Annotated in this window: 28 protein-coding genes and 1 riboswitch; of the genes, 19 read left to right on the top strand and 9 right to left on the bottom strand. The window is 67.7% G+C overall.

Annotated features, from left to right (window positions below; genetic code table 11):
- Position 1: 1 nt before the first annotated feature.
- The 7 genes from QEP15_RS02150 to serA all read left to right on the top strand — a co-directional run bounded on the left by QEP15_RS02150 (position 2) and on the right by serA (position 7,163).
- On the top strand, positions 2-736 hold the full coding sequence (locus QEP15_RS02150) for a heavy metal response regulator transcription factor (RefSeq protein ID WP_280148385.1): 735 nt from the start codon (positions 2-4) through the stop codon (positions 734-736).
- Entirely contained in the window at positions 733-2,124 is a 1,392-nt protein-coding gene (locus QEP15_RS02145; RefSeq protein WP_280148384.1) for a heavy metal sensor histidine kinase, read from the top strand. Before QEP15_RS02150 ends, QEP15_RS02145 begins: the two co-directional genes overlap by 4 nt.
- A 73-nt stretch (positions 2,125-2,197) precedes the next feature.
- Positions 2,198-2,683: a cupredoxin family protein gene (locus QEP15_RS02140; protein ID WP_425285974.1), complete on the top strand. Its 486-nt coding sequence runs from the start codon at positions 2,198-2,200 to the stop codon at positions 2,681-2,683.
- A 1-nt stretch (position 2,684) separates the two neighbouring features.
- Positions 2,685-4,406 (top strand): copper resistance system multicopper oxidase, encoded by a 1,722-nt coding sequence (locus QEP15_RS02135; protein ID WP_280148383.1) that lies wholly within the window; start codon positions 2,685-2,687, stop codon positions 4,404-4,406.
- Between the two features lie 12 nt (positions 4,407-4,418).
- Positions 4,419-5,354 carry a copper resistance protein B gene (locus tag QEP15_RS02130; RefSeq protein WP_280148880.1) on the top strand — a complete coding sequence of 312 codons (936 nt, stop codon included), beginning with the start codon at positions 4,419-4,421 and terminating at the stop codon, positions 5,352-5,354.
- A 42-nt stretch (positions 5,355-5,396) separates the two neighbouring features.
- Positions 5,397-5,855, top strand: coding sequence for a DUF411 domain-containing protein (locus QEP15_RS02125; protein WP_142051494.1), 459 nt, complete (start codon positions 5,397-5,399; stop codon positions 5,853-5,855).
- A 108-nt stretch (positions 5,856-5,963) separates the two neighbouring features.
- Positions 5,964-7,163, top strand: coding sequence for a phosphoglycerate dehydrogenase (gene serA / locus QEP15_RS02120; RefSeq protein WP_062840253.1), 1,200 nt, complete (start codon positions 5,964-5,966; stop codon positions 7,161-7,163).
- 97 nt (positions 7,164-7,260) lie between these two features.
- On the opposite strand, the gene QEP15_RS02115 is transcribed toward serA, so the two are convergent.
- Positions 7,261-8,136 carry a LysR family transcriptional regulator gene (locus tag QEP15_RS02115; RefSeq protein ID WP_128827135.1) on the bottom strand — a complete coding sequence of 292 codons (876 nt, stop codon included), beginning with the start codon at positions 8,134-8,136 and terminating at the stop codon, positions 7,261-7,263.
- A gap of 145 nt (positions 8,137-8,281) precedes the next feature.
- Between QEP15_RS02115 and QEP15_RS02110 the strand changes: the two genes are divergently transcribed.
- Genes QEP15_RS02110 through QEP15_RS02095 form a run of 4 tightly spaced genes read left to right on the top strand, consistent with a single transcriptional unit; the run spans position 8,282 to position 11,242 of the window.
- Positions 8,282-8,713: a VOC family protein gene (locus QEP15_RS02110; protein WP_056327555.1), complete on the top strand. Its 432-nt coding sequence runs from the start codon at positions 8,282-8,284 to the stop codon at positions 8,711-8,713.
- A 24-nt stretch (positions 8,714-8,737) separates the two neighbouring features.
- Positions 8,738-9,472 carry a 5-oxoprolinase subunit PxpB gene (pxpB, locus tag QEP15_RS02105; RefSeq protein ID WP_152383270.1) on the top strand — a complete coding sequence of 245 codons (735 nt, stop codon included), beginning with the start codon at positions 8,738-8,740 and terminating at the stop codon, positions 9,470-9,472.
- A complete protein-coding gene (locus QEP15_RS02100; protein ID WP_152383269.1) occupies positions 9,469-10,461 on the top strand; it encodes a 5-oxoprolinase subunit C family protein in 993 nt (330 codons plus the stop codon). Before pxpB ends, QEP15_RS02100 begins: the two co-directional genes overlap by 4 nt.
- Positions 10,462-10,474: 13 nt before the next feature.
- Complete coding sequence (locus QEP15_RS02095) at positions 10,475-11,242, top strand: LamB/YcsF family protein (protein WP_280148382.1); 768 nt, start codon at positions 10,475-10,477, stop codon at positions 11,240-11,242.
- A 22-nt stretch (positions 11,243-11,264) separates the two neighbouring features.
- Here the strand turns inward: QEP15_RS02095 and QEP15_RS02090 are convergent, their stop codons facing one another.
- Both QEP15_RS02090 and QEP15_RS02085 read right to left on the bottom strand, forming a co-directional pair.
- A complete protein-coding gene (locus QEP15_RS02090; protein WP_056327559.1) occupies positions 11,265-11,936 on the bottom strand; it encodes a GntR family transcriptional regulator in 672 nt (223 codons plus the stop codon).
- A gap of 150 nt (positions 11,937-12,086) precedes the next feature.
- A complete protein-coding gene (locus QEP15_RS02085; protein ID WP_056327560.1) occupies positions 12,087-12,725 on the bottom strand; it encodes a trimeric intracellular cation channel family protein in 639 nt (212 codons plus the stop codon).
- A gap of 223 nt (positions 12,726-12,948) precedes the next feature.
- On the opposite strand from QEP15_RS02085, the gene QEP15_RS02080 reads away from it, so the two are divergent.
- A complete protein-coding gene (locus tag QEP15_RS02080) occupies positions 12,949-13,812 on the top strand; it encodes a universal stress protein (protein ID WP_152383267.1) in 864 nt (287 codons plus the stop codon).
- Between the two features lie 64 nt (positions 13,813-13,876).
- Here QEP15_RS02080 and QEP15_RS02075 read toward each other — a convergent pair whose 3' ends face one another.
- From QEP15_RS02075 to QEP15_RS02060, 4 genes are all read right to left on the bottom strand, one after another.
- Complete coding sequence (locus QEP15_RS02075; protein WP_254636832.1) at positions 13,877-15,079, bottom strand: muropeptide transporter; 1,203 nt, start codon at positions 15,077-15,079, stop codon at positions 13,877-13,879.
- A 152-nt stretch (positions 15,080-15,231) separates the two neighbouring features.
- Positions 15,232-15,846: a methionine biosynthesis protein MetW gene (gene metW, locus QEP15_RS02070; protein ID WP_056327562.1), complete on the bottom strand. Its 615-nt coding sequence runs from the start codon at positions 15,844-15,846 to the stop codon at positions 15,232-15,234.
- Positions 15,843-17,099, bottom strand: a complete 1,257-nt coding sequence (metX, locus tag QEP15_RS02065) for a homoserine O-succinyltransferase MetX (RefSeq protein WP_175157386.1) — start codon at positions 17,097-17,099, stop codon at positions 15,843-15,845. Before metX ends, metW begins: the two co-directional genes overlap by 4 nt.
- Positions 17,089-17,170, bottom strand: a riboswitch (SAM riboswitch). (Overlaps the previous gene by 11 nt.)
- Before the next feature lie 112 nt (positions 17,171-17,282).
- On the bottom strand, positions 17,283-18,038 hold the full coding sequence (locus QEP15_RS02060) for a GntR family transcriptional regulator (protein WP_056327563.1): 756 nt from the start codon (positions 18,036-18,038) through the stop codon (positions 17,283-17,285).
- 182 nt (positions 18,039-18,220) lie between these two features.
- On the opposite strand from QEP15_RS02060, the gene QEP15_RS02055 reads away from it, so the two are divergent.
- The 5 genes from QEP15_RS02055 (at position 18,221) to QEP15_RS02035 (ending at position 22,892) form a co-directional block, all read left to right on the top strand.
- Positions 18,221-18,502: a UxaA family hydrolase gene (locus tag QEP15_RS02055; protein ID WP_056327564.1), complete on the top strand. Its 282-nt coding sequence runs from the start codon at positions 18,221-18,223 to the stop codon at positions 18,500-18,502.
- Positions 18,503-18,530: 28 nt separating this feature from the next.
- On the top strand, positions 18,531-19,706 hold the full coding sequence (locus tag QEP15_RS02050; protein ID WP_056327565.1) for a UxaA family hydrolase: 1,176 nt from the start codon (positions 18,531-18,533) through the stop codon (positions 19,704-19,706).
- A 156-nt stretch (positions 19,707-19,862) separates the two neighbouring features.
- Complete coding sequence (locus QEP15_RS02045) at positions 19,863-20,876, top strand: Bug family tripartite tricarboxylate transporter substrate binding protein (RefSeq protein ID WP_152383266.1); 1,014 nt, start codon at positions 19,863-19,865, stop codon at positions 20,874-20,876.
- 38 nt (positions 20,877-20,914) lie between these two features.
- Positions 20,915-21,850, top strand: a complete 936-nt coding sequence (locus tag QEP15_RS02040; protein WP_152383265.1) for a hydroxyacid dehydrogenase — start codon at positions 20,915-20,917, stop codon at positions 21,848-21,850.
- A 34-nt stretch (positions 21,851-21,884) separates the two neighbouring features.
- Positions 21,885-22,892 carry an Ldh family oxidoreductase gene (locus tag QEP15_RS02035; protein ID WP_280148381.1) on the top strand — a complete coding sequence of 336 codons (1,008 nt, stop codon included), beginning with the start codon at positions 21,885-21,887 and terminating at the stop codon, positions 22,890-22,892.
- A gap of 56 nt (positions 22,893-22,948) precedes the next feature.
- Here the strand turns inward: QEP15_RS02035 and QEP15_RS02030 are convergent, their stop codons facing one another.
- Positions 22,949-23,845, bottom strand: coding sequence for an AEC family transporter (locus QEP15_RS02030; protein ID WP_056327569.1), 897 nt, complete (start codon positions 23,843-23,845; stop codon positions 22,949-22,951).
- 207 nt (positions 23,846-24,052) lie between these two features.
- On the opposite strand from QEP15_RS02030, the gene QEP15_RS02025 reads away from it, so the two are divergent.
- Positions 24,053-24,256, top strand: a complete 204-nt coding sequence (locus QEP15_RS02025; RefSeq protein WP_056327570.1) for a helix-turn-helix domain-containing protein — start codon at positions 24,053-24,055, stop codon at positions 24,254-24,256.
- Here QEP15_RS02025 and QEP15_RS02020 read toward each other — a convergent pair.
- The gene (locus tag QEP15_RS02020) at positions 24,246-24,785 is read right to left on the bottom strand and encodes a hypothetical protein (RefSeq protein ID WP_152383263.1); all 540 of its coding nucleotides are present in this window, start codon (positions 24,783-24,785) and stop codon (positions 24,246-24,248) included. The genes QEP15_RS02025 and QEP15_RS02020 overlap by 11 nt on opposite strands.
- 45 nt (positions 24,786-24,830) lie before the next feature.
- On the opposite strand from QEP15_RS02020, the gene QEP15_RS02015 reads away from it, so the two are divergent.
- Entirely contained in the window at positions 24,831-25,811 is a 981-nt protein-coding gene (locus tag QEP15_RS02015) for an alpha/beta hydrolase (protein WP_152383262.1), read from the top strand.
- The last annotated feature ends 6 nt before the right edge of the window (positions 25,812-25,817 follow it).

The raw sequence follows: 25,817 nt of genomic DNA, 5'->3' as shown, positions 1-25,817 counted from the left end.
CATGCGCATCCTGGTCATCGAAGACGAACCCAAACTGGCCGACTACCTGAAGAAGGGGCTGTCGGAGCAAAGCCACGTCGTGGACGTGGCGCGCGACGGCGTGGACGGCCGCCACCTCGCGCTTGAAGGCGCGTACGACCTCATCGTGCTGGACGTGATGCTGCCCGGCGTGGACGGCTTCGAGATCCTGGCCTCGGTGCGCGCGCAAAAAGACACGCCCATCCTGATGCTGACGGCCCGAGACGCGGTGGAAGACCGGGTCCGCGGCCTGGAAGGCGGCGCCGACGACTACCTGGTCAAACCCTTCGCGTTCTCGGAGCTCTTGGCGCGGGTGCACGCGCTGCTGCGCCGCGGCCGCTCGCAGGAGCCCACGCTGCTGCGGCTGGCGGACCTGGAGCTGGATCTGGCGCGCCGGCGCGCCCAGCGCGGCGGCCAGAGGCTGGACCTGACCGCCAAGGAATTCAGCCTGCTGGCGCTTCTGCTGCGCCGCCAGGGGCAGGTGCTGTCGCGCACCACCCTGGCCGAACAGGTCTGGGACATGAACTTCGACAGCGACACCAACGTCATCGACGTCGCGGTGCGGCGCCTGCGCGGCAAGCTGGACGATCCCTACGCCACGAAACTGCTGCACACCGTGCGCGGCATGGGATACGTGCTGGAATCGCGCCCGGCGGATGGCCGCCCCGCGGATGGCCGCCCCGCGGATGGCCGCCCCGCTGACGGCCACCCCGGATGAGCCGCCCCCGCGTGCGCTCCATGCAGGCGCGGCTGACGCTGTTGCTGGGCGCCATCGCGCTGTTTGTTTCCAGCGTGGCGGGCGCCACCCTTTTCTGGGCGCTCAAGCGCGAAGTCGAGCGCCAGGAGATCACCGAAGTCAGCGGCAAGCTCGAGCTCATCGACCACCTGATCGACATGCAGAACAGCGCGAGCGGCCTGCACGACCTGGCGGCCACCTTCGATCAGATGCGCGCGGGCCAGGGGCAGCTTGGCATCTGGATCGTGGACGCGCAGGGCCAGGCCGTCTATGGCGGCGCCGCGCCCGAAACGCTGGAAACCACGGATGGCCGGCAGGTTCTCTTGCAGACGCCGGATGGCGGGCGCATGCGGGGCCTGCGCGTTGCCATGAACGATCGCATTCTGCCCGGCGCGCAGCTGACCGTGGCGGTCAGCACGCGCACCAGCGCGCAATTCCTCTATGCCTACGGCACGGCGCTGGCGCTGATCTGCGCGTTGTGGGTGGGCGCGACGGTCGTCCTGGCCGCGTGGGCCGTGCGGCGCAGCATGGCGCCCGCGCGGCGGCTGTCCGAGCAGGCCGCGGCCATCCAGCCCGACAATCTGGCGCGCCGCCTGCCGCTGCAAGACACCGACCGCGAGCTGCATGAACTGGTGCGGTCCTTCAACCGCACACTGGACCGGCTGCAGGCCGCCTACCAGCAGATGGAAGGCTTCAATGCGGATGTGGCGCACGAACTGCGCACGCCGCTGGCGACCCTCATCAATGGCACGCAGGTCATGCTGTCGTCGCCGCGCGATGCGGCCGAGCTGCGCGACGCGCTGGAATCCAACCTGGAAGAACTGGAAGACCTGAAGACGCTGGTCAACGACATGCTGTTCCTGGCGCGGGCCGACCGCGGCGAGCGCGCCGCCGACCTGGCGCCGGTGTCGCTGGCCGCCGAAGCCCGGCGGGTGGCCGAATACTACGAGGCCACGCTGGAAGAACACGCCGTGCGCCTGCGCTGCGTGGGCGACGCCACCGTGGCCGCCAACCGGGGGCTGGCGCGCCGCGCGCTGGCCAACCTGATCTCCAACGCCATCAAGGCAACGCCCCCGGGCGGCGAGATCGTGCTGACGTGCACCCCCACCGCGCACGGGGCGCGGGTCACGGTCCACAACCCCGGCACGCCTATCCCGACCGCGGACCTGCCCCGGATCTTCGACCGCTTTTTCCGCTCCGGCCAGACGCGCGCGCCACGCAGCGAAGGTCACGGCCTGGGCCTGGCCATCGTTCGCGCCATTGCCCGCATGCACGGCGGCGACGTGGATGCGGCGTCCGGCGCCGCCGGCACCGTGGTCGGCATCACCTTCAACAACCCGGCGCCGGCCGCGAACATTACAAAAACGTAATCTGCGCGACAGGATCGGGTCACCCCGGTCTTCCTACAGTGTCATCACGCCCATTCCCATTGCAAGGATTCCCGTGAAAGGCACCCAGTTACGCACTTGCGCCGCCGCATTGGCGCTGATGATGTCCGCCGCCGCGTTCGCCGCAGGCGACCATGCGCACGGCGGCCACGCGCCGTCCGCGGCGGCCGCGCCCATCGGCGCGCCAGGCGATCCCGCCCGCGTCACGCGCACCATTGACGTCGACATGACCGACGCCATGCGCTTCACGCCCGCCAGCATCGACGTCAAGGCCGGCGAGACCGTGCGGCTGAACGTGCGCAATGCCGGGAAGATCCGGCACGAACTCGTGCTGGGCACCGACGCCGACCTGAAGGCGCATTACGCCATGATGATGAAGGACCCCGGCATGCGTCACGATGAACCCAACGCGGTGTCGCTGGACGCCGGCAAAAGCGGCCAGATCGTCTGGCGCTTCAGCAAGGCCGGCACGGTGTCCTTCGGCTGCCTGGAGCCAGGCCATTATGGCGCCGGCATGAAGGGCGCCGTCTCGGTGCTGTGACATGACGGCGCACACGCTCACGACCCGCCGCCGCTTCGTGCAGGGCCTGGCCGCCGGCGGCGCGCTCGCCGCCCTGGGCGGCTGGCGCCAGGCATCGGCCCAGTCCGGCGCAGCCGCGGCCGCCGAACTGCGCGGCACCGAGTTTCACCTGGAGATCGGCGAGACGCCCGTCAACTTCACGGGCGCCGCGCGCGTGGCCACCACGGTCAACGGCCGCCTGCCCGCGCCGCTGCTGCGCTGGCGCGAGGGCGATACGGTGACGCTGCACGTCACCAACCGGCTGCGCGAGCAGACCTCCCTCCATTGGCACGGCATCCTGCTGCCCACCGGCATGGATGGCGTGCCCGGCCTGAGCTTTGCCGGCATCGACCCCGGCCAGACGTTCACTTACCGTTTCGACGTGCGCCAAAGCGGCACCTACTGGTATCACAGCCACTCGGGATTCCAGGAACAGACGGGCCTGTACGGCGCCATCGTCATCGACCCGCGCCACCGCGATCCCATCGCTTCCGACCGCGACTACACGGTGCTGCTGTCGGACTGGACGGACGAAGACCCGATGCGCGTGTTCGACAAGCTGAAGGTGATGCCGGATTACTACAACCGCATCCAGCCCAGCATGCAGAGCCTGGCGGACAATGCCGGGGACCAGGGATGGCGCGCGGCGCTTGCCGATCGGCTGATGTGGGAACGCATGCGCATGAATCCGACGGATCTGGCCGACGTGTCCGGCGCAACCTACACCTACCTCACCAACGGCGCCACGCCCGCGGCCAACTGGACGGGCCTTTTCAAGCCGGGCGAGCGGGTGCGGCTGCGGTTCATCAACGGCTCGGCCATGACGTACTTCGACGTCCGGATCCCGGGCCTGACGATGACCGTCGTGGCGGCCGACGGCCAGGATGTCCGGCCCGTGGATGTCGAGGAATTTCGCATTGGCGTCGCTGAAACGTATGACGTGATCGTCACGCCCGCGCAGGACCGCGCCTACACGATCTTCTCGCAAGCCATGGATAGATCGGGCTATGCGCGCGCCACGCTGGCGCCCCGCGCCGGCATGCAGGCCAGCGTGCCCGAGATGGACCGTGTGCAGGTGCTGGGCATGATGGACATGGGCATGGCCCACGACATGAGCGGGTCGCAGCCGATGCCGGCCGGACACGCCGGGCACGGCGCGGACGCGGGCCAGGGCGGCATGGTCGAGGTCAGGCACCCCTATCCCGCCGAGCGCGGCGTGGGCAATTCCATGCTGCCTGACGTGGTGTCGACGCGCCTGGACGATCCCGGCCCCGGACTGCGCGGCAACGGCCGCCGCGTGCTGACGTATGCGGACTTGCGATCGGTGCGGGAACCCGACGACAACCGCGCGCCCTCGCGCGAGATCGAGCTGCACCTGACGGGCAACATGGAGCGCTACATGTGGTCGTTCAACGGCGTGAAGTTCTCGGACGCGCGGCCCATCGTGCTGCGCCACGGCGAGCGCGTGCGCTTCGTGCTGGTCAACGACACGATGATGACGCATCCCATCCATCTGCACGGCCTGTGGAGCGACCTGGAATCCCCGGACGGCGCGTTCCAGGTCCGCAAGCACACGATCTCGTTGAACCCGGCGCAGCGCATCAGCTATCGCGTCAGCGCCGACACACGTGGGAACTGGGCCTACCACTGCCATCTGCTGTATCACATGGAGGCCGGCATGTTCAGGGCGGTCGTGGTGGAGTAACCGATGAAGCCGATGAGTTTCCAGAAACACGCGCCGGCCCTTTGCGCCATCGCCCTCGCGCTGGCGCCCCCCCTGGCCGCGGCGCAAGCAGCGCAAATGGATCATGCCGGCATGACCGGGATGGACCACGGCTCGATGGACCACGGCCAGGCGCCGTCACCGGACAGCCCGGAAAGCCACCAGGGAATGGACCATGCAGAGGCAAACCATGACGCGCCCGCCGCTGACGCCCCGCCCGTCGGCAGCCTGCCCGCAAGCGATGGCGAAGGCCCGCGCGGCTACGACAGCTACGGCATCCATCCGCACATGATGGACAACGCGCCCACGTGGCAGGTGCTGTTCGACAAATTCGGCGCATCGCGCAATCGCGACGGGCAAAACGCGCTCGAATGGGATGGCCGCTTCTGGCTCGGCACCGCCACGGACCGCCTGCTCGTCAAGAGCGAGGGCGAGCGCGAAAGCGGCGGCGGGTCGGACGGCAAGGTCGAGGCCTTCTGGAGCCACGCCATCTCGCCCTTCTGGGATCTGCAACTGGGTGCGCGCCGGGACATCGGCGCAGGCCCCAAGCGCAACTGGGCCGCAGTCGGCGTCGAGGGCTTGCTGCCCTACAACATCGAACTGACGGCCACCGCCTATGCAGGCCCGTCAGGCCGCAGCGCCCTGGCGCTGAAGGCCGAGTACGATCTGCTGCTGACCCAGCGCCTGGTATTCACGCCTGAACTGCAAGCCAGCGTCTACGGCAAGAACGACCCGCAACGCGGCATCGGCTCCGGTCTGTCGCAAGGATCCCTGTCCCTGCGCCTGCGTTACGAGGTCACGCGCGAATTCGCCCCCTACGTTGGCGTATCCTTTGAACGGAAGTTCGGCCAGACGGCGAGCTATGCCTCGGACGCCGGCGAGAGCCGGTCGCAGGCAGCCGTCATCGCGGGCGTGCGGTTCTGGTTCTGACCGGCCCGCGCCTGAACACCCCCCTTTATCCCCCGGAGCATCATGAACGTTTCCCGTCTTACGCGCCGCCTCGTCCTTGCCGCGGCCCTCAGCATTCCCGCGATTGCCGCCGCGCAGGCGCCTGTGAAAGTCGAGGTCTGGAAGACGCCCACCTGCGGCTGCTGCGAGGATTGGGTCAAGCACATGCGCGACAACGGCTTTGCCGTGACCACGCATGACGTCGAGGACACCGGTCCCATCCGCCGCAACGCCGGCATGTCCAACTACGGTTCCTGCCACACCGCGATGGTCGATGGCTATGCGGTCGAAGGCCACGTGCCCGCCAGCGACGTGCGCCGCCTGTTGCTGGAAAAGCCCGACGCCGCGGGTCTGGCCGCCCCCGGCATGCCGCTGGGATCGCCCGGCATGGACGGGCCGGAGTACGGCGGACGCAAGACGCCGCACGACGTGGTGCTGGTCGACAAACGTGGCGGCGCCCAGGTTTTTCAGGCCTATCGCTAAGGCTGGCCTGAAACAATTCATCCACACCGCTTCAATGGCTACTCCTTGCACCGCAGCAAAAATGGTCCACAATAAATAAAAGCGTTTCTCACCCACCCCTTGGCAGTCATGGCACAAATCGTCCTGTTCGAGAACATCCACCCGAGCGCCCGCGCCGTCTTCGAGGCCGCCGGCTACACCGATATCGTCACGCATGCCGCGGCTCTGCCGCCGGCGCAATTGCACGACGCCCTGCGCGGCGTGCAAGTGGCGGGGATCCGTTCTCGCACGCACCTGGATGCCGCCCTGCTGTCCGGCAACCCCGACCTGCGCGTGGTGGGATGCTTTTGCATCGGCACCAACCAGGTCGACCTGGACACCGCCATGCAGCGCGGCATTCCGGTCTTCAACGCGCCGTTCTCGAATACGCGCTCGGTGGCCGAACTGGTGTTGGGCGAGGCCATCCTGCTGCTGCGCCGGATTCCCGAAAAGAATGCCCGCGTCCATCTGGGCCACTGGGATAAAAGCGCTGCGGGCGCTTTTGAGACCCGCGGCAAGACGCTGGGCATCGTCGGCTACGGCAACATCGGCTCGCAGATCAGCACGCTGGCCGAAAGCCTGGGCATGCGCGTCATCTATCACGACGTGGAAGCCAAGCTGCCGCTGGGCAACGCCCGGCCCGCCGGCACGCTGAACGAACTGCTGGAGCAGGCCGACGTGGTGACGTTGCACGTGCCCGGCGGCAAGTCCACCGAAAACATCATGAACGCCGAGACCATCGGCCGCATGCGCCGTGGCGCGATCCTGATCAACGCTTCGCGCGGCACCGTGGTGGATATCGCCGCGCTGCACGCGGCGCTGAAATCCGGTCATCTGGCCGGCGCCGCGCTGGACGTGTTCCCCACCGAGCCCAAGAGCGCCGATGAACCGCTGGCCAGCCCGCTGATCGGCATGCCCAACGTCATCCTGACCCCGCACATCGGCGGCAGCACGCAAGAGTCCCAGGAGAACATCGGCCGCGAAGTGGCCGAAAAACTCGTGCGCTTCCTGCAGGCCGGCACCACCAAGGGCGCCGTCAACTTCCCCGAACTGCCTTTCCTGGAGCAGGCCGGCGGCACGCGCATCCTGCACGTGCACCGCAACGCGCCGGGCGCGCTGGGCACGCTGGACAACCTGATGGCGCAGCACGGCCTGAACATCGTCAGCCAGACCTTGCAGACACGCGGGCAGATCGGCTACGTGATCACCGACGTGGAAGGCCAAGTCGACGATATCGTCATGACCGCCTTGCGCGATCACCCGATCACGGTCCGCTGCGACCGGCTGTAAAGCAGCAAGCGCCAGGCAGCAAGGGCCCCTTCGGGGGCCTTTTTATTGCCCCGCAGTTGCCTGGAATGGTGTCAGACACCGTCCCAATGCATGCCCGTCACGCCCCATCCGGCTCAGCCGCCGCCCGGTGCAGGCACTGCGCGATCTTCTCGCGCACGCTGCCCGCGTCGAACGGCAGCCGGCCGATGATGCCGATCTCGCGATGAAACGCGTGTTCGCCCAGCGGCAGCAGCCGCAGACCCGTCATGTCCAGCCGCCGCAGGCGCGGCAGCAGCGCCACGCCAAGGCCATGCCGCACCATGCCCGCGATCGCCTCGATCTCGTCGAGCTCCACGGCCTCGTTCACGGTGATGCGGTGCTTTTTCAGGAACACGTCGACCACGCGGCCGCCGAATGAGGCGCGGTCGTAGCGGATGAAGGGCTGGGTCGCCAGCAGCTCCCGCCACGGGGCGACCGGCATGGATTCGGGCATCGCCAGCATGACGGGCTCGGTCATCAGCGGCTGCCAGCCCAGTTCGGGCGGCAGGGCGAAGGGCGGGCGGATCAGCACGGCCAGGTCCACTTCGCCTGCGTCCACCTGGCCCAGCAGCGACAGCGACACGCCCGGCACGATGCGCACGCGCACATCGGGATAGACCGCGCGGAACTCGCCCACGGCATGGACCAGCAGATCCTGCTGCACGGAGGCGATGGCCCCGATGCGGAGCAGCCCGCTGACGTGCGCGGCGCCAGCCGAAGCCGCCATGCGTTCGGCCATGGCGACCAGCTCCTCGGCCTGCGGCAGCATGTCCCGCCCGTGGGCGTTGAGCGCCGCCGCGCGCGGACCTCGGTCGAACAGCTCGACGCCCAGGTATTCCTCCAGCCGCCGGATCTGGGCGCTGACCGCGGATTGCGTCAGGCCAAGCTGGACCCCGGCCCCGGTAAAGGTTCCGTCCCGCGCCACGGCAATGAAGGTCTTGAATTCCTTGAGCACAATCAATTTTTTCGATGCTAAGACTCGAAAAATATCGTTTTGCTATAAAAAAAACAATACCTAAACTATGCCCTGGTGATAACGCCGACACATTGCGGCGTTCGCTGAACTGAATAACCCTCTTTTGCCTGACCCGGAGCCTTGCATGTCCGCTCAAACCAACCTGCCGCCGTTCCACCTGGCCTTCCCCGTGCGGGACCTGGCCGAAGCCCGCGCCTTCTATGGCGAAAAGCTGGGCTGTCCGGAGGGCCGCAGCTCGTCCGAATGGATCGACTTCAATTTCTACGGCCACCAGATCGTGGCGCACCTGGCGCCCAGCGAATGCGGCCACAAGGCAACCAGCGCGGTGGATTCGCACAATGTGCCCGTGCGCCATTTCGGCGCCGTGCTTTCCATGGAACAATGGGAAGCCATGGCCAAGCGACTGACCGACGCCGGCACCGAGTTCGTCATCGAGCCCTACATCCGTTTCAAGGGCGAGGTCGGCGAGCAGGCCACCATGTTCTTCCTGGATCCGTCGGGCAATGCGCTTGAATTCAAGGCGTTCAAGAACATGGATTCGTTGTTCGCCAAGTAACCCGTCACTACAGGTTTCGTGCCGTTGAACGTCAATTCCAATTCGCTTTCTCCGGCCGAAACCCGCTGGCGCATCCTGCCCCAGGGTGACCGCTGCCTGATCGTCTCCTTCGGCGAGCGCATCGATGCCGCCATTGGCCGGACCTGTCTGGCGGCGGCCCGCAAGCTGCGCGACGCGCGGCTGCCGGGCGTCACCGACGTGGTGCCCTCCTTCGTCGCCGTGGCCGTGCACTACCGGCCGGGCGGACATGGCGAAGGGCCCACGTACGCGGCGCTCTCCGAGCACATCCAGGCCCTGCTTGCCGAGGGCATCCCGACCGCCGACGCGGGGGGACGCGAGGTCGACATCCCCGTCTGCTATGGCGGCGAACACGGCCCCGACCTGGAAGAGGTCGCGCGCACGGCCCGCATCAAGCCCGAAGACGTCATCCGGTTGCACAGCGAACCGCGCAGCATGGTGTTCATGCTGGGGTTTGCGCCCGGCCACGCCTATCTCGGCGTGCACGACGAAAAACTGAACATTCCCCGCCGTCCGTCGCCGCGCACCGCCGTGCCCGCCGGCGCGGTGGCCATCGCCAACCGGCAAACCGTGATCTACCCGAACCGGCTGCCCGGTGGCTGGAACATCATCGGCGCCACGCCGCTCGTCATGTTCGACCCCGCGCGGGAACCCGCCGCGCTCCTGCAGCCCGGCGACACGGTGCGGTTCGTGCCGATTACGCCCGACGAATTCGACCGCATCCGGGGGAGCCGGCCATGAGCGTGACGGTGATCAAGCCCGGCATGCTGTCCAGCTTCCAGGACCACGGGCGCGAAGGCTACCAGCATCAGGGCATTCCGGCAGCCGGCGCCATGGACGAGCGCGCCCACCGGCTGGCCAATGCCCTGGCGGGCAACGAAGGCGATCCGGCCACGCTGGAGATCACGCTGACCGGCCCCACGTTGCGCTTTGACGCGCCGGCCTGCTTTGCGCTGGCCGGCGCCGACCTGGGCGCCACGCTGAACGGCCAGGACATTCCCCTGTTGCGCCCGCTTATCGCGCGGCCCGGCGACGTGCTGGCCTTCGGGGCGCGGCCCGCAACGGGCGTGCGCGCGTATCTGGCCGTGCATGGCGGTTTTGCGCTGACGCCCGTGATGGGCAGCGAGACCACGTATCTGCGCAGCGGTTTCGGCGGTTTTCAGGGGCGCGCACTGGCAAAGGGCGACGTCGTTCCGCTGCGCAGTCCACTGGCGCCGGACTGCAATACCGCCGCCTTGCAAAAGGCGCTGTGGCAGGTGCGCGTGTACCTGCCCGCGGCGCTGGGCAACAAGCAGCGCGAATGCATCCGCTTCCTGCCCGGCGTGCACTGGCCCGAATTCTCGCAATCCAGCCGCCGCGCCTTTTTGGAATCCGAGTTTCGCATCAGTCCGCAGTCCGACCGCATGGGCTACCGCCTGCTTGGCCGGCCGCTGACCATGAATCAGCCGCGGCAGATGCTGTCCGAGGCCGCCTGCTTTGGCACCGTGCAGGTGCCCTCGGGCGGCGAAGCCATCATTCTCATGGCCGACCGGCAAACCACCGGCGGCTATCCCAAGATCGCGCAGATCGCCACCGTGGACCTGCCCGCGCTGGCGCAGTCCGCACCCGGCCAGGTGCTGCGTTTCCAGCGGATCGAGCTGGACGAGGCGCAGCGCCTGGACGGCGAGCGCGAACGCGCGTTCGCGCAATTGCACGACGCGCTTGCGCCGCTGCGCGCGCTGCTGAACTAGAAAGGAAACCGCCATGACCACCCGCATCGACTTGAACTGCGACATGGGCGAAAGCTATGGCGCCTGGACCATGGGCAACGACGCGGCCGTGCTGCAGTACGTCAGCTCGGCCAACATTGCCTGTGGTTTCCATGGCGGCGACCCGGCCACCATGCGCAAGACGGTGGCCGCCGCGCTGGCCCGGGGCGTTGCGCTGGGGGCCCATCCCAGCCTGCAGGACCTGGCCGGTTTCGGCCGCCGCGTCATCCAGATCAGCCCCGACGAAGCCTACGACATCGTCGTCTATCAGATCGGCGCGCTGGCGGGTGTCGCGGCCTCGCAAGGCGCCCGCCTGCATCACGTGAAGGCGCACGGCGCGCTCTACAACATGGCGGCCAAGGATGAGCCGCTGGCAAAGGCGATCTGCCAGGCGGTCAAGGATGTGGATGCGTCGCTGATCCTGTACGGACTGGCCGGCAGCAAGCTGATCGACGCGGCCCGCGCCATCGGCCTGGCGTGCGCCAGCGAAGTCTTCGCGGACCGCTCCTATCAGGACGATGGCTCGCTGACGCCGCGCACGCGCGCGGGCGCCATGATCGAGGACGTGGACGTCGCGGTCGCACAGGTCGTGCGCATGGCGCGCGAAGGCCTGGTACGGTCGGTTGACGGCAAGGATGTGCCGGTGCAGGCCGACACCCTGTGCATCCACGGAGACCAGCCCAATGCGCTGGTCTTTGTCGATGGCATCCGGCGCGCCTTGACGCAGGCCGGCATCGAGGTGCGCACGCCGCCTCGCGCCTGAAGGCGCGCGCGCAGGCCTCTTCCTAAGCGGCGTCCAGCGACGCCTCGCGGTAAGCGCCCAGGATCTCCGGCAGCACTTCCACCACGTACTTGCGGGTCAGTCCGGCGGCGCGGTCGAAATCCCGGCTGCCGAGCGCCTGGATGATGCCTTCCGTGTAGGACGGGATCGTATTGGCTTCGAGCGATTGCCGGGCCAGCATGTAGCCCAGCGGTTCGATCTGTTCGTACAGTTTGCTGAGCATGCTGGTCAACGGCGCGTTGCCGGTGTAGCGCGCCGCGGCCAGATAGAAGTCGCGCGAGGCCGAGATGAAACCGCGCGCGTCCTGACGGCCCATCGCGGCGACGATGGCCTCGTGCAACGTGCCAAGTTCAGCCACCAGCGGCCCGACGTCGGGCATCTCGGCGACCTGCCGGATGCAATACGCCTCCAGTTCCGCACGCAGCATGTACAGATGGCGGATCTGGGTTTCGGTATAGAGCGTGACCCGGAAGCCCTTGCGCTGGATGTGCGTGACCAGGCCGCTCAGCTCCAGCAGGCGCAGCGCCTCCCGGATGGGGCTGCGGCTGGTGCCGAAGCGCTGCTCCAGTTCCTGTTCCCGTAACGGCTGTCCGGGCCGGATAGTGCCGTTCACTATCAACTCACGAATCTGTTCCTGTAGGAAATACGGAATCGTGGCGGGCGCTTTGACGTCCAATCGGCTCCCCTTTTACTGCGACTACGCATGACATGAGACCGTGACAAGATACTCGAAATCTCTTGAAACACAAGTAGAAATAATGTTTCATACTCAAAAGACGGCCGTGTGCCTGCCCGCGAGGGACGGCGTTGTCTGACGATGCGGGGATCAGTGCCAGTCGTCGCGGTAGACGAACTTGGGCATTTGCCAGTTGAAGCGCAGGGCCATGAGGCGCATGGTGAGGCCCGCCGCCAGCGCGATGGGCACCGACGCATTGGCCGACAGCCCGAGCGCCATCGAGCCCAGATACAGCGCGCCGGTCACCAGCGACACGCTGGCGTACAGCTCCTTGCGGAACAGCAGCGGGACCTCGTTGCAGAGCACATCGCGCAGCACCCCGCCGGCGCACCCGGTGATCATGCCGCTGATCAGCACTACGGTGATCGGCAGCTGCATCATCTGCGCCACCTGGCAGCCAATCACCGTGAAAGCCACCAGCCCCAGCGCATCGGCCAAGAGGAACACGCTGCGCAGCCGGCGCATGACCGGCGCGATCAGCGCGGTCAGGATCGCCGCGCCGCCCGTCATCCACAGGTATTCGGGATGCACGACCCAAGTCAGCGGATAGTGCCCCAGCAGCACGTCGCGCAACGAACCGCCGCCCAGCGCCGTCACGCACGCGATGATGCAGACGCCCATCCAGTCCATGTCGCGCCGCCCCGCCGAAAGAGCAGCCGTCATGGCTTCGGCGACGATGGCGACCAGGTACAGCGTGTGCAGCAGGGCGGGCGAAAGATCGGTGAACATGGGTTGGGCGGTAGCGTTGGCAGGCCTCATTGTATTGAGCCTTGCCGGCGCGCGCGCCATTGCCTGCGCGCGCATCATCCCGTACCCTCGGAGCTGTGTTGATTGCGATCAAGCCCCATCTCGTTTCGCGGCGAGACAATGGAGACGTGCCCGACCGGGCGCTATTGGGCCAGGCAGCGCGGACGCGGGAGCCGCCTCTCTGGCCGTAACCGGGAGATTAGGTATGACACAGCAAGTTGGCCCCATACTTCTGGCCACCGACCTCAGTGCGCGCGGCGACCGAGCCCTCGACCGCGCCTTGCAGTTGACCAAGGAACTGAACACCAAGCTGATCATGCTGCATGTCATGGAATCCCATGCCACGCCGCTCACCACGCCGGTATGGCGCCGCCTGTCGCCCGACCACAAGGCCCTTGTCGAACGTGAATTGGCCGAAGACGTGGCCGCCGCCAACGTGCCCGCCGAAGTCGTCGTCACCAAGGGCGAGCCCGTCGCCAGCATCATGGAAACCGCCGACACCTTCGGCTGCTCGCTGATCGTGGCCGGCATTGCCCGCCAGGAAACGCTGGGCCGGCTGCTGCTGGGCACCACGGTCGAAAAACTGGCCCGCCAGGCGCGCCAACCCGTGCTGGTCGTCAAGAACCGTCCGCGCCGCCCCTACCGCGACGTGCTGGTCGCCACCGATTTCTCGGACGGCTCGCGCCAGGCGCTGCGCGCCGCGCTGCAACTGGTGCCCAATGCCGACATCACCTTGTTCAATGCCTACGAAGTGCCGTTCCAGGGCGTGACCAAGCCTGACGACGCGGTCGTGGACAACCTCTACCGAACCGCCGAACAGTGCGCCGAGCGCTTCATCGCCGAAACGCCCGAACTGCCCAAGGGCCGCCCGACCAAGGTGGTGCTGGAAGCCGGCCAGCCCGAAACCGTGCTGGCCGATTACTCCTTCAACCATCGCTCCGATCTGGTCGTCACGGGCACCCATGGCCGCACCGGCATCTTGCGCACCGCCATCGGCAGCGTGGCCGAGCGGCTGCTGGAATCCCTGCCCAGCGATGTGCTGATCGTGCGGCTGAGCGGCGAAGAGTAATCCTGGCCAAGCAAAAGGCGGCGCCCACGCGCCGCCTTTTTTTGGTCTGCCTTCAACTTACGCGCTACGCGTCGCCCTGCTTTTCCATGGTGTCGATCGTGCCGCGCAGGATCTTCAGCAGCACCAGCCCCGGGATGGCGATCACCACCGTCAGCAGGAAGAACCCCGGCCACCCCAGGTGATTGACCAGCGGCGGCGTCAGCGGCCCGGCCAGGTAGGTGCGCCCCACGGCTGACAACGCCGACAGCAGCGCGAATTGCGTGGCCGAGAACCGCTGGCGGCACAGGGCCATCAACAGGCCCACGAAAGACGCCGTGCCCAGCCCGCCGCACAGGTTTTCAATGCCCACGCCGGTGGCCATCAGCCACAGATTCTTCGGACTGACCGCGATCAGCCAGTACGCCAGGTTCGACACCGCCTGCAAGAGGCCAAAGGCCATCAGCGACCGGTACAGCCCCCACCGCGCCATCAGGGATCCGCCCGCCAGCGCGCCGATGATCGTCGCCGCCAGCCCCAGCACCTTGTTCACCGTACCCACTTCGGTGGGCGTGAAGCCCGCGCCGCGGATGAGGAAGGTGGTGGACAACGCGCCGGCGAACGCGTCGCCCAGCTTGTACAGCACGATCAACAGCAACACTGCCAGCGCGCCGCGGCGTGTGAAGAACTCATGCAGGGGTTCGGCGACCGCCTCGCGCAGGCTGCGGGGCGCGCGCGCGACGTGTTCGGGTTCGGGCGCCCACAGCGTGGCAAGCGCGCACAGCAGCATCAGCCCGCCCATCACCATGTAGGTGTTGCCCCACCCGATCCATTGGTCCGCCATGATGAGCGCCAGGCCGCCCGACACGATCATGGCCAGCCGGTAGCCCATGACCTTGATGGCCGCGCCCGCCCCGCGTTCCTCCTTGCGCAGCACGTCCGTGCAATAGGCATCGAAGGCGATGTCCTGCGTGGCGGAAAGAAAGGCGACCAGCACGGCCAAGAGCGCCAGCGGCATCAGCGCCGACGACGGCGACAGCGCGCCCATCGCCAGGATCGCCGCCGCCAGCAGCACCTGCGTGACCAGCATCCAGCCGCGTCGCCGGCCCAGCAGCGGCGGCGCAAAACGGTCCACCAGCGGCGCCCAGAGAAATTTGATGGTGTAGGCCGTGCCTACCAGGGTGAGGAAACCGATTTCCTGCAGCGGCACGCCTTCGACGGTGGCCCAGGCCTGCAATGTGCCGCTGGTCAGGGCCAGCGGCAGCCCGCTGGCAAAGCCCAGGACCAGCAAGGGGGCAACGCGCGGGCTGGTGTAGACGTTGGATACAGCGGTGATGACGGTCTCCTGAGACTAGGCCGGCGGCGTTGCAGATGCTGGCCGCGGGCGTGCCGGCATTTTAGGGCCTGTTGCCCCGTGCCGTCAGGAGGATGCGTGTCGGAATGTCAGGGGGATGCGAAGCGGTACACCGCAAGCGTGCTGCGCCAGCTTGGGAACGCCTTCACTTCCTTGCCTTCGTTGAACGTGGCGCGCTCCAGGATGCGCAGGCCCACTTCGCCGGCCAGCTGTTCGAAGTCGCGCAGCGTGCATAGGTGGATGTTGGGCGTGTTGTACCACTGGTAGGGCATCTGCCCCGTCACGGGCATGCGGCCGCGCAGGATGGCCCAGCCGTGCGGCCAGTAGCCGAAGTTGGGAAACGACACCACGCCGTAACGCGCCACCCGCGCCATTTCGCGCAGGATGTGTTCGGTGCGGTGCATGGACTGCAACGTCTGCGACAGCACGACGGTGTCGAACTGCTTGTCGTCAAAGAGCGCCAGGCCGTCTTCCAGGTTCTGCTGGATGACCTCGACGCCGCGGCGCACGCAGGCGATCACGCAGGTGTCGTCGAGCTCGACGCCGGCGCCCTTGACCTGGCGATGATCGCGCAGATGCGCCAGGAGGGCGCCGTCGCCACAGCCCAGGTCCAGGACGCGGCTGCCCGGTTCGATCCAGCTGGCGATACGCGCCAGGTCGGGCCGCAGCGCGCCGTGGGCATAGCGAGGGGTCACGGGAGTCATTGGGCAGATCCTTCGGTCAACTGAGCCTCAAGGCCCAGCTCGCGTGCGATGCGTTCGTAGTAGCCGCGCACGACCGCGTGGTAGCGGGCGTCTTCGAGCAGGAAGGCGTCGTGGCCGTGCGGCGCGTCGATCTCGGCGTACGTGACGGGGCTGGCGTTCTTGAGCAGCGCGCGCACGATCTCGCGCGACCGTTCCGGCGGAAAGCGCCAATCGGTCGAGAACGACACCAGCAGGAAGTTGGACTTGGCGGGCGCCAGCGCACGGGCCAGGTCACCGCCCGTGGTGCGCGCCGGATCGAAGTAGTCCAGCGCGCGCGTGATGAGCAGGTAGGTGTTGGCGTCGAAATAGCGCGTGAACTTTTCGCCCTGGTAGCGCAGGTACGACTCCACCTCGAATTCGACGTCGTAGCCGTAGCGGTAGGCGCCGTTTTCGGCGGGCGCGCGCTGGGCGCGGCCGAATTTCTCGGCCATGTCGTCGTCGGACAGGTACGTGATGTGGCCGATCATGCGCGCGACCGACAGGCCGCGGCGCGGCACGGTGTCCTGCGCGTAGTAGTCGCCGCCGTGGAAATCCGGGTCGGTGATGATGGCGCGCCGGGCCACTTCGTTAAAGCCGATGTTCTGCGCCGACAGGCGCGGCGTGCTGGCGATGACGATGCAGTTGGCCACGCGCTCGGGCAAGGTGATCGACCAGCTCAGGGCCTGCATGCCGCCCAGCGATCCGCCCATCACGGCCGCGAAGCGCTCGATGCCGAAGTGGTCCGCCACCCGCGCCTGCGCCCGCACCCAGTCTTCGACCGTCAGCACCGGGAACGCGGCGCCCCAGGGCTTGCCGGTCTCGGGATTGATGCTGGCCGGCCCGGTCGAGCCGAAGCACGAGCCCAGGTTGTTGACCCCGATCACGAAAAAGATATTAGTGTCCACCGGCTTGCCGGGTCCCACCATGTTGTCCCACCAGCCCAGGTCGCTGGGATTGTCGGCGGCCTGGCCTGCAACGTGGTGCGAGGCATTGAGCGCGTGGCAGATGAGCACGGCATTGGTGCGCTGCGCATTGAGCGTGCCGTAGGTTTCGACCGCCAGCTCGTACGACGCAAGCGACTGGCCGCTCAGCAAGGGCAGCGGCTCATCGAAACGGATGAAGGTGGGGGAGACGAGGCCGACCGAACCGGGATCAACGGTATCGGACGTCGTGACGGTTGCGGGAACGAACCCGCTGGCCGAATCACCGGCCAAATTCTGGGCAGGAGTGGTCATACGGACCTCTTTAGCTGGATTTATTGGAAGGCGCCCGCAAGCGGATCAGGCAAATCGGCGCCGAAAATTGGATAGTGCGGCAGGAATTCTAGCACTGCTTGGCGCACGGGCAGCAAGCCCCACGGGCCGCGACAACTGCGCGTTGCCCAGGCGCGCAAGACGGCAATCCCCCTCGCGGCCGGCTCAGGCGCCGGCCTCCCAGGGTTCCTGTCCCAGGTACTCGTAGCGTTCGGTGTTCACGCGCGACACGCGCCATTCCACGGGCTGGCGGTTATAGGAAAACGCGATGCGGCGGATCTCCAAGAGCGCGCTGCCTTCGGCCACGCCCAGGCAGCGTGCGTGCGTGCGCTCGGCCAGGCAGGTCCGCAGCCGCTCGTCGGTGGCGATGACGTTGACGCCGAACAGGTCCTGGTACAGCGCGTAGAGCGTGCTGGTGCGCTCGCGCAGGTGCGCTTCCAGCAGCCCCGGAAAGCGCGATTCGGGCAGGCACACGTCGTCGGCCATCACCACGTCGCCGTTGAGCGACAGCACATTCAGGAACTCGAAAACGTACGCGCCTGCGGGCAGCGCCAGCTTTTCGCGCGCCACGGCAGAGGCCTTCACGCGGCGAAAGCGCAGCAGTTCCGTGGTGGGATAGGACTTGCTGCCGTCCTGCCCGACGATGCGAAAAAACTTGAAGAAGTGATGGTTGCGCGTATGCACCGCAACGTAGGTGCCGCGCCCCTGATGCCGCACCAGGATGTTCTCGGCGGCCAGCTCGTCGATGGCCTTGCGCAGCGTGCCGATCGACACGCCGAACCGCTCGGCCAGATGCTTTTCCGGAGGAATCGCCTCGCCCTGCTTCCACTCGCCTTGCGCCAGCGCGGCAAGCACGGCCTGCTTGACCTGTTCGTACAAGGGACTGCCCAAAGGCACAGTCGGTGACAGGCTGGTGTTCATGGGTGCATCGCAAAAATCAAGGACCTCCAGTGTAGCGGCGCAACGGCCGCCCGCTCAAGTCATCTAATTCATATATATGATTTAGTTGACTTTGAAAAAAGCCGGGCCTAAGATTTCCTGGCCGTTGTGATCCGCGCCGCAAGCAGCACCCGGGCGGCGCCCTGACCCCAGAGAGGAAGACAATGATTCACGCCGTATTGCACGATGCGAAGGACACGGTGGCGGTCGCCGTGGTGGAGGGCCTGACCGCCGGAACGGAGCTGAACGCCTGGATCATGGATGAGGACAAGATCATCCATGTGCGCGCGTCGCAGGACATTCCCATCGGCCACAAGGTCGCGATGAAGGACATGGCCGTGGGCGACACCGTCTTCAAGTACGGCGTCGATATCGGCCGCGTGGTGGCGCCCATCAAGGCCGGCCAGCACGCCCACGTGCACAACATCAAGACCAAGCGCTGGTAAGCGCCCGTCCATCGCACAGGAACCCACCATGTCCATCATCACTGCCCAGACCACCTTCCAAGGCTATCGCCGCGACAATGGCCGCGTCGGCGTGCGCAACCACGTCATCGTCCTGCCCGTGGACGACATCTCCAACGCCGCGGCCGAGGCCGTCGCCAACAATATCAAGGGCACCCTTGCCCTGCCTCATCCTTACGGCCGGCTGCAATTCGGCGAAGATCTTGAACTGCACTTTCGCACGCTGATCGGCACCGGCTGTAACCCCAACGTGGCCGCCGTGGTCGTGATCGGCATCGAGGAAGGCTGGACCAAGCGCGTCGTCGACGGCATTGCCGCCACCGGCAAGCCAGTCATGGGCTTTTCCATCGAACTGCACGGCGACCACGACACCATCATGCGCGCCTCCCGCTGCGCCAAGGAATACGTGCATTACGCCACCGCGCTCACGCGCAGCGAATGCCCCATCTCCGATCTGTGGGTCTCCACCAAGTGCGGCGAATCCGACACCACGTCCGGCTGCGGCGCCAATCCCACGGTGGGCAATGCGTTCGACAAGCTCTATGAACTGGGCTCCACGCTGGTCTTTGGCGAAACCTCGGAACTGACCGGCGGCGAGCACATCGTCGCCGAGCGCTGCGCGAACGACGCCGTGCGCGAGCGCTTCATGTTCATGTTCGACCGCTACCAGGCCATGATCGACCGCTGGAAGACCAGCGACCTGTCCGAATCCCAGCCCACCAAGGGCAACATCGCCGGGGGCCTGACCACCATCGAGGAAAAGGCGCTGGGCAACATCCAGAAGATCGGCAAGAAATGCCGCGTTGACGGCGTGATCGACAAGGCCGAGATCCCCGACGGCCCCGGCTTGTGGTTCATGGACTCGTCCTCGGCCGCGGCGGAAATGGTCACGCTGTGCGCCGCCTCCGGCTACGCCGTGCACTTCTTCCCCACCGGCCAGGGCAACGTCATCGGCAACCCGATCCTGCCGGTCATCAAGATCTGCGCCAATCCGCGCACGGTGCGCACGATGTCCGAACACATCGACGTGGACACCAGCGGCCTCTTGCAGCGCGAGATCGACCTGAACCAGGCCGGCGACAAGCTGCTGGAATGCATGCTGGCCACCGCCAATGGCCGGTGGACCGCGGCCGAGGCCCTGGGCCACCGCGAATTCGTCCTTACGCGGATCTTCGAAAGCGCCTAGCGCGCATGCCGGCCGGCGCGCCAAGGAGAACGCGCCGGCCGTCCCTCGCGGCATCATCGCAACATCAACGACAAGAACCTGCAGACCCGGGCGCAGTCCGCGGCAGCAAAGGCGTACGCATTCCTACCCGGGCGTTATCCCCAAGGAGGAAGACAGATGAGTAGCGAACCGCATTACCCCCTGAAAGATGCGCAGCGCCGTCGCCTGCTGGGCGCCCTGGGCGCCGCCGGCCTCTGTGCGCTGGCCCCGTGGGAACGGGCGCTGGCGCAGAAAGGCGCATGGCCCGAGCGTCCCATCAACTACGTGGTGCCTTTTCCGCCGGGCGGCCTGACCGACGTGGCCGCACGCCAGGTGGGCAAGGCCCTGGCGGATGCCGAACGCTGGAACGTGGTGATCGAGAACAAGCCGGGCGGCAGCGCCAACATCGGCGCGGCGCATGTGTCGCACGCCGCGCCCGATGGCTACACGTGGCTGGCCATCACCCTGTCGCACGCGGCCAACGCCACGCTGTTCGCGGGCAAGGCCGGCTACGACCTGACCCGCGACCTGACGCCGCTCGCCGGGCTGGCGTCCTCGCCCATCATGGTGGTCGTCAACGCCAAGAGCAACATCAAGTCCATGGACGACCTGGCGCGCGCAGCCAAGGCCAAGGCCCTGTCGGCCGGTTCCAGCGGCAACGGCACGCCGCCGCACCTGACGCTGGCGCTGTATCAGAAGCTCACAGGCGTGCCGCTGATGCACGTGCCGTATAAGGGCGGCGCGCCATCGCTCACGGACCTGATCGGCGGTCACCTGGATGTGGTGTTCTCGAACTATCCCGAGTCGCTGGCGCATGTGAAGAACGGGTCGCTGCGCGCCCTGGCGATCACCACGCGCGAACGCAGCAAGGACCTGCCCGATCTGCCCACCACGGCCGAAGCCGGCCTGCCGGACCTGATCGTCGAGAACTTCACCGGCGTGCTCGCGCCCGCTGGCACCCCGCCGGAACTGGTCCAGCGGATCGGCGACGCCATCGTCAAGCAAGTCTCGCAGCCCGCCATGCAGCAGGCCCTGCTGCAATTGGGTTTCGTACCGCAGCCGCGTGGCCCCAAGGAGTTCGGCGCTTACCTGAAGTCCGAGGTCGACCGCTGGGCCAAGATCATCCGCGACGCCAACATCCAGGTCGCCTGAAGCGGCCGCCCTGCCCCCCACAAAGAGGAGTCCGGCAGATGCGAGTATTGATTTCGGAGTTCATGGACGCGCCCGCCGTCGATGCCTTGCGGCAACGGTTCGACGTGCGCTACGCCCCCGAGCTGGTGGAGCAGCGCGCCGCGCTGCTTGAAGCCGCCGCGGATGCCGACGCCCTCATCGTGCGCAACCGCAGCCAGGTGAACGCCGAACTGCTGGCGGCGGCGCCGCGCCTGATTGCGGTGGGCAGGCTGGGCGTGGGGCTGGACAACATCGATCTGGCGGGCTGCGAGGCGCGCGGCATCAAGGTCATTCCGGCCACGGGCGCCAACGCCCGCGCCGTGGCCGAGTACGTCATCGGCACCATGCTGTCGCTGTTGCGCGGCGCCTATGCGTCCACGGCGGATGTCGCGGCCGGCACCTGGCCGCGCACCGCGCTGTCGCAGGGGCTGGAGGCGCACGGCCGCACGCTGGGCGTGGTGGGATTCGGGGGCATCGGCCGGCTGGCAGCCCAGCTTGCGCGCGGGCTGGGCATGCGCATCGTGGGCAGCGATGCGGCCCTGCCGCCCTCCCATCCCGCGTGGCAGGAAGCCGGCGCCGAGCCGCTGGCCCTGGACGAGCTGCTGGGCCAGGCGGACGTCGTGACGCTGCATGTGCCGCTCACGTCCGAGACCCGTCACCTGCTGGACGCGGCGCGCATCGCGCGCATGCGCCCCGGCGCCATCCTCATCAACACGTCGCGCGGCGGCATCGTGGACGAGGCTGCGCTGGCGGCCGCGCTGCGCGCCGGGCGGCTGCGCGGCGCCGCGCTGGACGTCTTCGAGCAGGAACCCCTGCCCGCGGGCGGCCCGCTGGCCGACGCGCCGAACCTGATCCTCACGCCGCACATCGCCGGCCTCACGCAAGAGGCCAACACGCGCGTTTCCGACATGGTGGCCGCCGGTGTGACAATGGCGCTTGACGCCCGCGCACGCTGACGAGGCGCGGCGCGCCTCACACGACAGGAAGGATATGGCTCACATCTATCTGGACGAACTTCAACACCTGGCCGCTGCGGGTCTCGCCGCCGCCGGCGCCAACCCGGTCATGGCGGACAGCACCGCCCGCGCGCTGGTCTTCGCGGAAAGCCAGGGGCTCAGCTCCCACGGCCTGTCGCGCGTGCCATTCTACGCTGGCCACCTGCGCACCGGCCGCGCCATCGGCTCGGCCGTGCCGCGCATCCTGAACGAACGCGGCGGTGCGGCGCTGATCGATGCCGGCTCGGGCCTGGCCTTCCCCGCTTGCGGCATGGCGGTCGAGCAGGCCACCGTGCGCGCCCGCGAACATGGCGTGGCGTTCGTCGGCGTGGCCAACAGCCATCATTTCGGCGAGGCCGCTTACCACCTGGAAGCCCTGGCCGACGCCGGCATGGTCGGGCTGGCGCTCAGCAATTCACCCGCCGCCATGCCCGCGTGGGGCGGCAAGCGCCCGCTGTTCGGCACCAACCCCATCGCGGCGATCTTCCCGCGCCGTGGCGGCGCGCGGCTGGTCATCGACCTGTCGCTGTCGCAGGTGGCGCGCGGCAAGCTCATGATCGCGGCGCGCGACAACCAGCCGATCCCGCTGGGCTGGGCGCTGGACGCGGACGGCCAGCCGACCACCGATCCGAAGGCGGGCTTGGCCGGCAGCATGCTGCCCGCGGGCGGCGTCAAGGGCGCGATGCTGGCCCTCATCGTGGAACTCATGGCCTGCGCGCTGACCGGCGCGCGCTTCGGCTACGAGAACGAGTCGTTCTTCGTGGACGAAGGCGGCCCGGCGCGGCTGGGACAGGCGTTCATGGCGATCGACCCCAATGCGTTGGCGGGCAACGACGTCTACCTGGAACGCGTGGAAACGCTGGTCGATGCGATGCTCGAAGACGAGGACGTGCGCCTGCCGGGCGACCGCCGCCGCAAGCTGCGCGACGAGGCCGTCAAGCACGGACTGGATCTGCCCGATGCGCTGATGACGCAATTGCGCACGCTGGCCGGCGCGGGCTGACCCGTCGCCGGGGCGCCCTGATGCCGGTGTTTAATGCCCGTGCTTAATGCCCGTGCTTAATGCCCGTGGGTGAACCACAGCATCAGCGGCGCCAGCAGCAGAAACACCACGGTGGACACCAGCACGGCGCCCGCCGCGGTGTCGCCCAGCGGCGTGTAGCGCCGCGCGTACATGTAGCTGACCACCGCGCACGGCATGGCCATCTGCAGCGTCAGCGCCCCGGCCAGCACCGGCTCCAGGTTCAGCGCCCACACCACCGCCCCCCCCGTCGCCAGCCCCACCACCAGCCGGATCGCGGCGACCTTGGCGCCGTCGCGCACGCCGTTCGACGGAATGAGCGCCAGCGCATGGCCCAGGCTCAACAGCATCAGCGGCACGGTCACCGCGCCCAGCATGCGCGCCGTCTCGATGATCCACGCGGGCACCGGAATGTTCAGCAGGCGCAGCGCCACCGCCACCACAGAAGCCAGCAGGATCGGACTCTTCCAGCTTCCCTTGGTGTTCACGCCGGGCAGCATGCGCACCGCGATCGTGTGCATCACGAAGGAATTCACGGCAAAGAACGCCACCGCGACGGACAGCCCCGCATCGCCGAAGGCCAGCTGCGAAATGGGCAGCCCCAGGTTGCCGGCATTGGGCAGGAACGCCGTGGGCAGCAGGCTCAGCACGGGCAGCTTCCAGGCCTTGAGCAGCGCCGCGCTGATCAGCGCGCACAGCAGCAGGGCGATCAGCGTTGCGGCGGCCACGTCGGCCAGCGCCCGGTCGTCCAGATGGGTGGTGACGAAGGTATGAAACACCAGCGCCGGCGTGGTGACGGACGTCACCAGCGTGGTGATGAAGTTGCCGCCGAAGGGGAGATCGCGCTTGCCCCAGAAAAGCCCGATTCCCACGCAGGAAAGCAGGGGCAGCATCAGCACAATGGCTGACAGGTAGAACTGCGCGATGGCCAACATGGACTATTCCGTCAGAGATAAAAAGATTGATGCGTCACGGCATCATTGCTTGCCCCCGCTGGGGCGGTCGCAGCAGCATGGGCGCATTGTTCACAAAAGGGCCATCCCGTCCTCGCCGCCATGTCCGCCACACCGATGCGCAGTCTTGCCCACTCATCGCGTTGCGCCGATCGCAGCGCCGACCGCAGTCCGGTCCGAAGCGCCGCCTTGCATCTGTCCGACAGGCAGGCCGCCTGCCTGAAATGGTCGGCCGCGGGCAAGACCAGCTGGGAAACCTCCCGCATATTGGGCGTCAGCGAAAGCACGGTGAATTTCCACCTGCGCAACGCGTGCAACCGGCTTGGCGTGCGGGGCCGGCGCGCTGCCGTGGTGGCGGCGCTGCGGTTGGGGCTGCTCGAGTTCAAGGCTTGATGACGACGGACCGCAGGAATTCGCGCGCACGCTCGGCGGGCAGGCTTTCCTCGGTGCCGGCGGCCACGGCCTCGATCAGCATGGAGTCGGTCACCCACACCCTGGCGTGCAGCCATCCGGGCTTGCCCACTGCCTTGCCGCGCACCTCGATCGTCTCGCCGTACGGCGGCCATTCCGAGGGCGGCGGGGCCTGCATGTTGGTGTACAGCGATCGCATCAGGGCCATGCCCAGCGCCTGCCGGGCGGCGGGACTGGCCGCGATCTCCGGCGGCAGGGGCGCCGATCCCACGGCGAACACGGCTTCGCCAACGGTCGCGCTGGCCAGCGTGAACTGCAAGGCGTGCGTGTCCAGCTTCAGATCGCGGGTTTCGATCGAGACCCGGGCAGGAAACGCCGCGCGGACGTGGCCGTCGGCCACATCCATCTCGCGCCAGTTGTAACTGGGCGAGCAAGCCGTCAACGCCAGCGCCAGCGCCAAAAAAACGCCCGCTTTCTTGAACATGAAACGAAACAGCGATGAAATCGTCATTACCCGAGAACCCACAGGGTCCAGTCATTTCGAGGAATTCAGAAATTGTCGCCGATTTCCATGGCCCCCGCGCCCGACGGCACCCCGCTCGCCAATTATTCCTGGCCCGCCGCCCCCAACGTGCCGCCCCCGATCGCCGGATTGGAGGACTCCGGGGCCCGCCCGGAGACGGCCGGCCCCGGGATGGCCGGCCCCGGGATGGCCCGCCCCGGGAAGGCCCGCCCCAGCATCTACCTGCTGCACGGTTTGAGCGAGCACGCCGGGCGCTACGACCGGCTGGCGCGCTGGCTGACTGCCCGGGGCTGGGACGTGGGCGCGCACGACCACCGCGGCCACGGCCGCTCGGGCGGGCATGCCGCCACCCTGCGAGACCAGGAAGACCTGGTCACCGATGCCGTGGACCGGCTGCGCGCCTGGACACAGCGCTGCGGCCGCCCGCCCATCCTGCTGGGCCACAGCCTGGGCGCCCTGGTCGCCGTGCGCATCGCGCAGCGCCGCCTGGCCGACCTGGACGGCCTGGTGCTCAGTTCGCCGCCCTTTGCCGTCAACGTGCCGCTGTGGGTGCGCCGCACGCTCACATGGATGTCCCTGCACGCCCCCGACCTGCGCGTGCCGCACGGCCTGGCGCCCGCCCGCATCTCGCACGACCGGGCCGTGGTGAAGGCCTACCGCGCCGATCCCCTGGTGCGGCGCCGCATGACCGGCCGCCTGGCGCGCTTTGTCGACGAAGCCGGCCAGCAAGCCCTGCGCGAGGCCAGTCTGCTGCCCTGCCGCACCCTGCTGATGGTGGCAGGCGACGATGCCATCGTGGCGGCCGAAGGCAGCCGCCAATTCGCCCAGCGGGCGCCCGCCGAACTCCTTACCCTGCGCTGGTACGACACGGCCTGGCACGAGATCTTCAACGAAGCCGCCCCCATCGCCGATCCGGTCTATGCTGACCTGGACGAATGGCTGGCGCGCACCGCCCAGGCATTGTCCCTGTCCCCAGTACTGGTTCCCGAAGCACAGGAGGCCAGCACCCCGTAAAATCCG

This window comes from Achromobacter mucicolens, from assembly GCF_029866465.1.
GTDB lineage: Bacteria > Pseudomonadota > Gammaproteobacteria > Burkholderiales > Burkholderiaceae_B > Achromobacter > Achromobacter mucicolens.
This window is presented reverse-complemented; position numbering and strand designations above follow the sequence as displayed.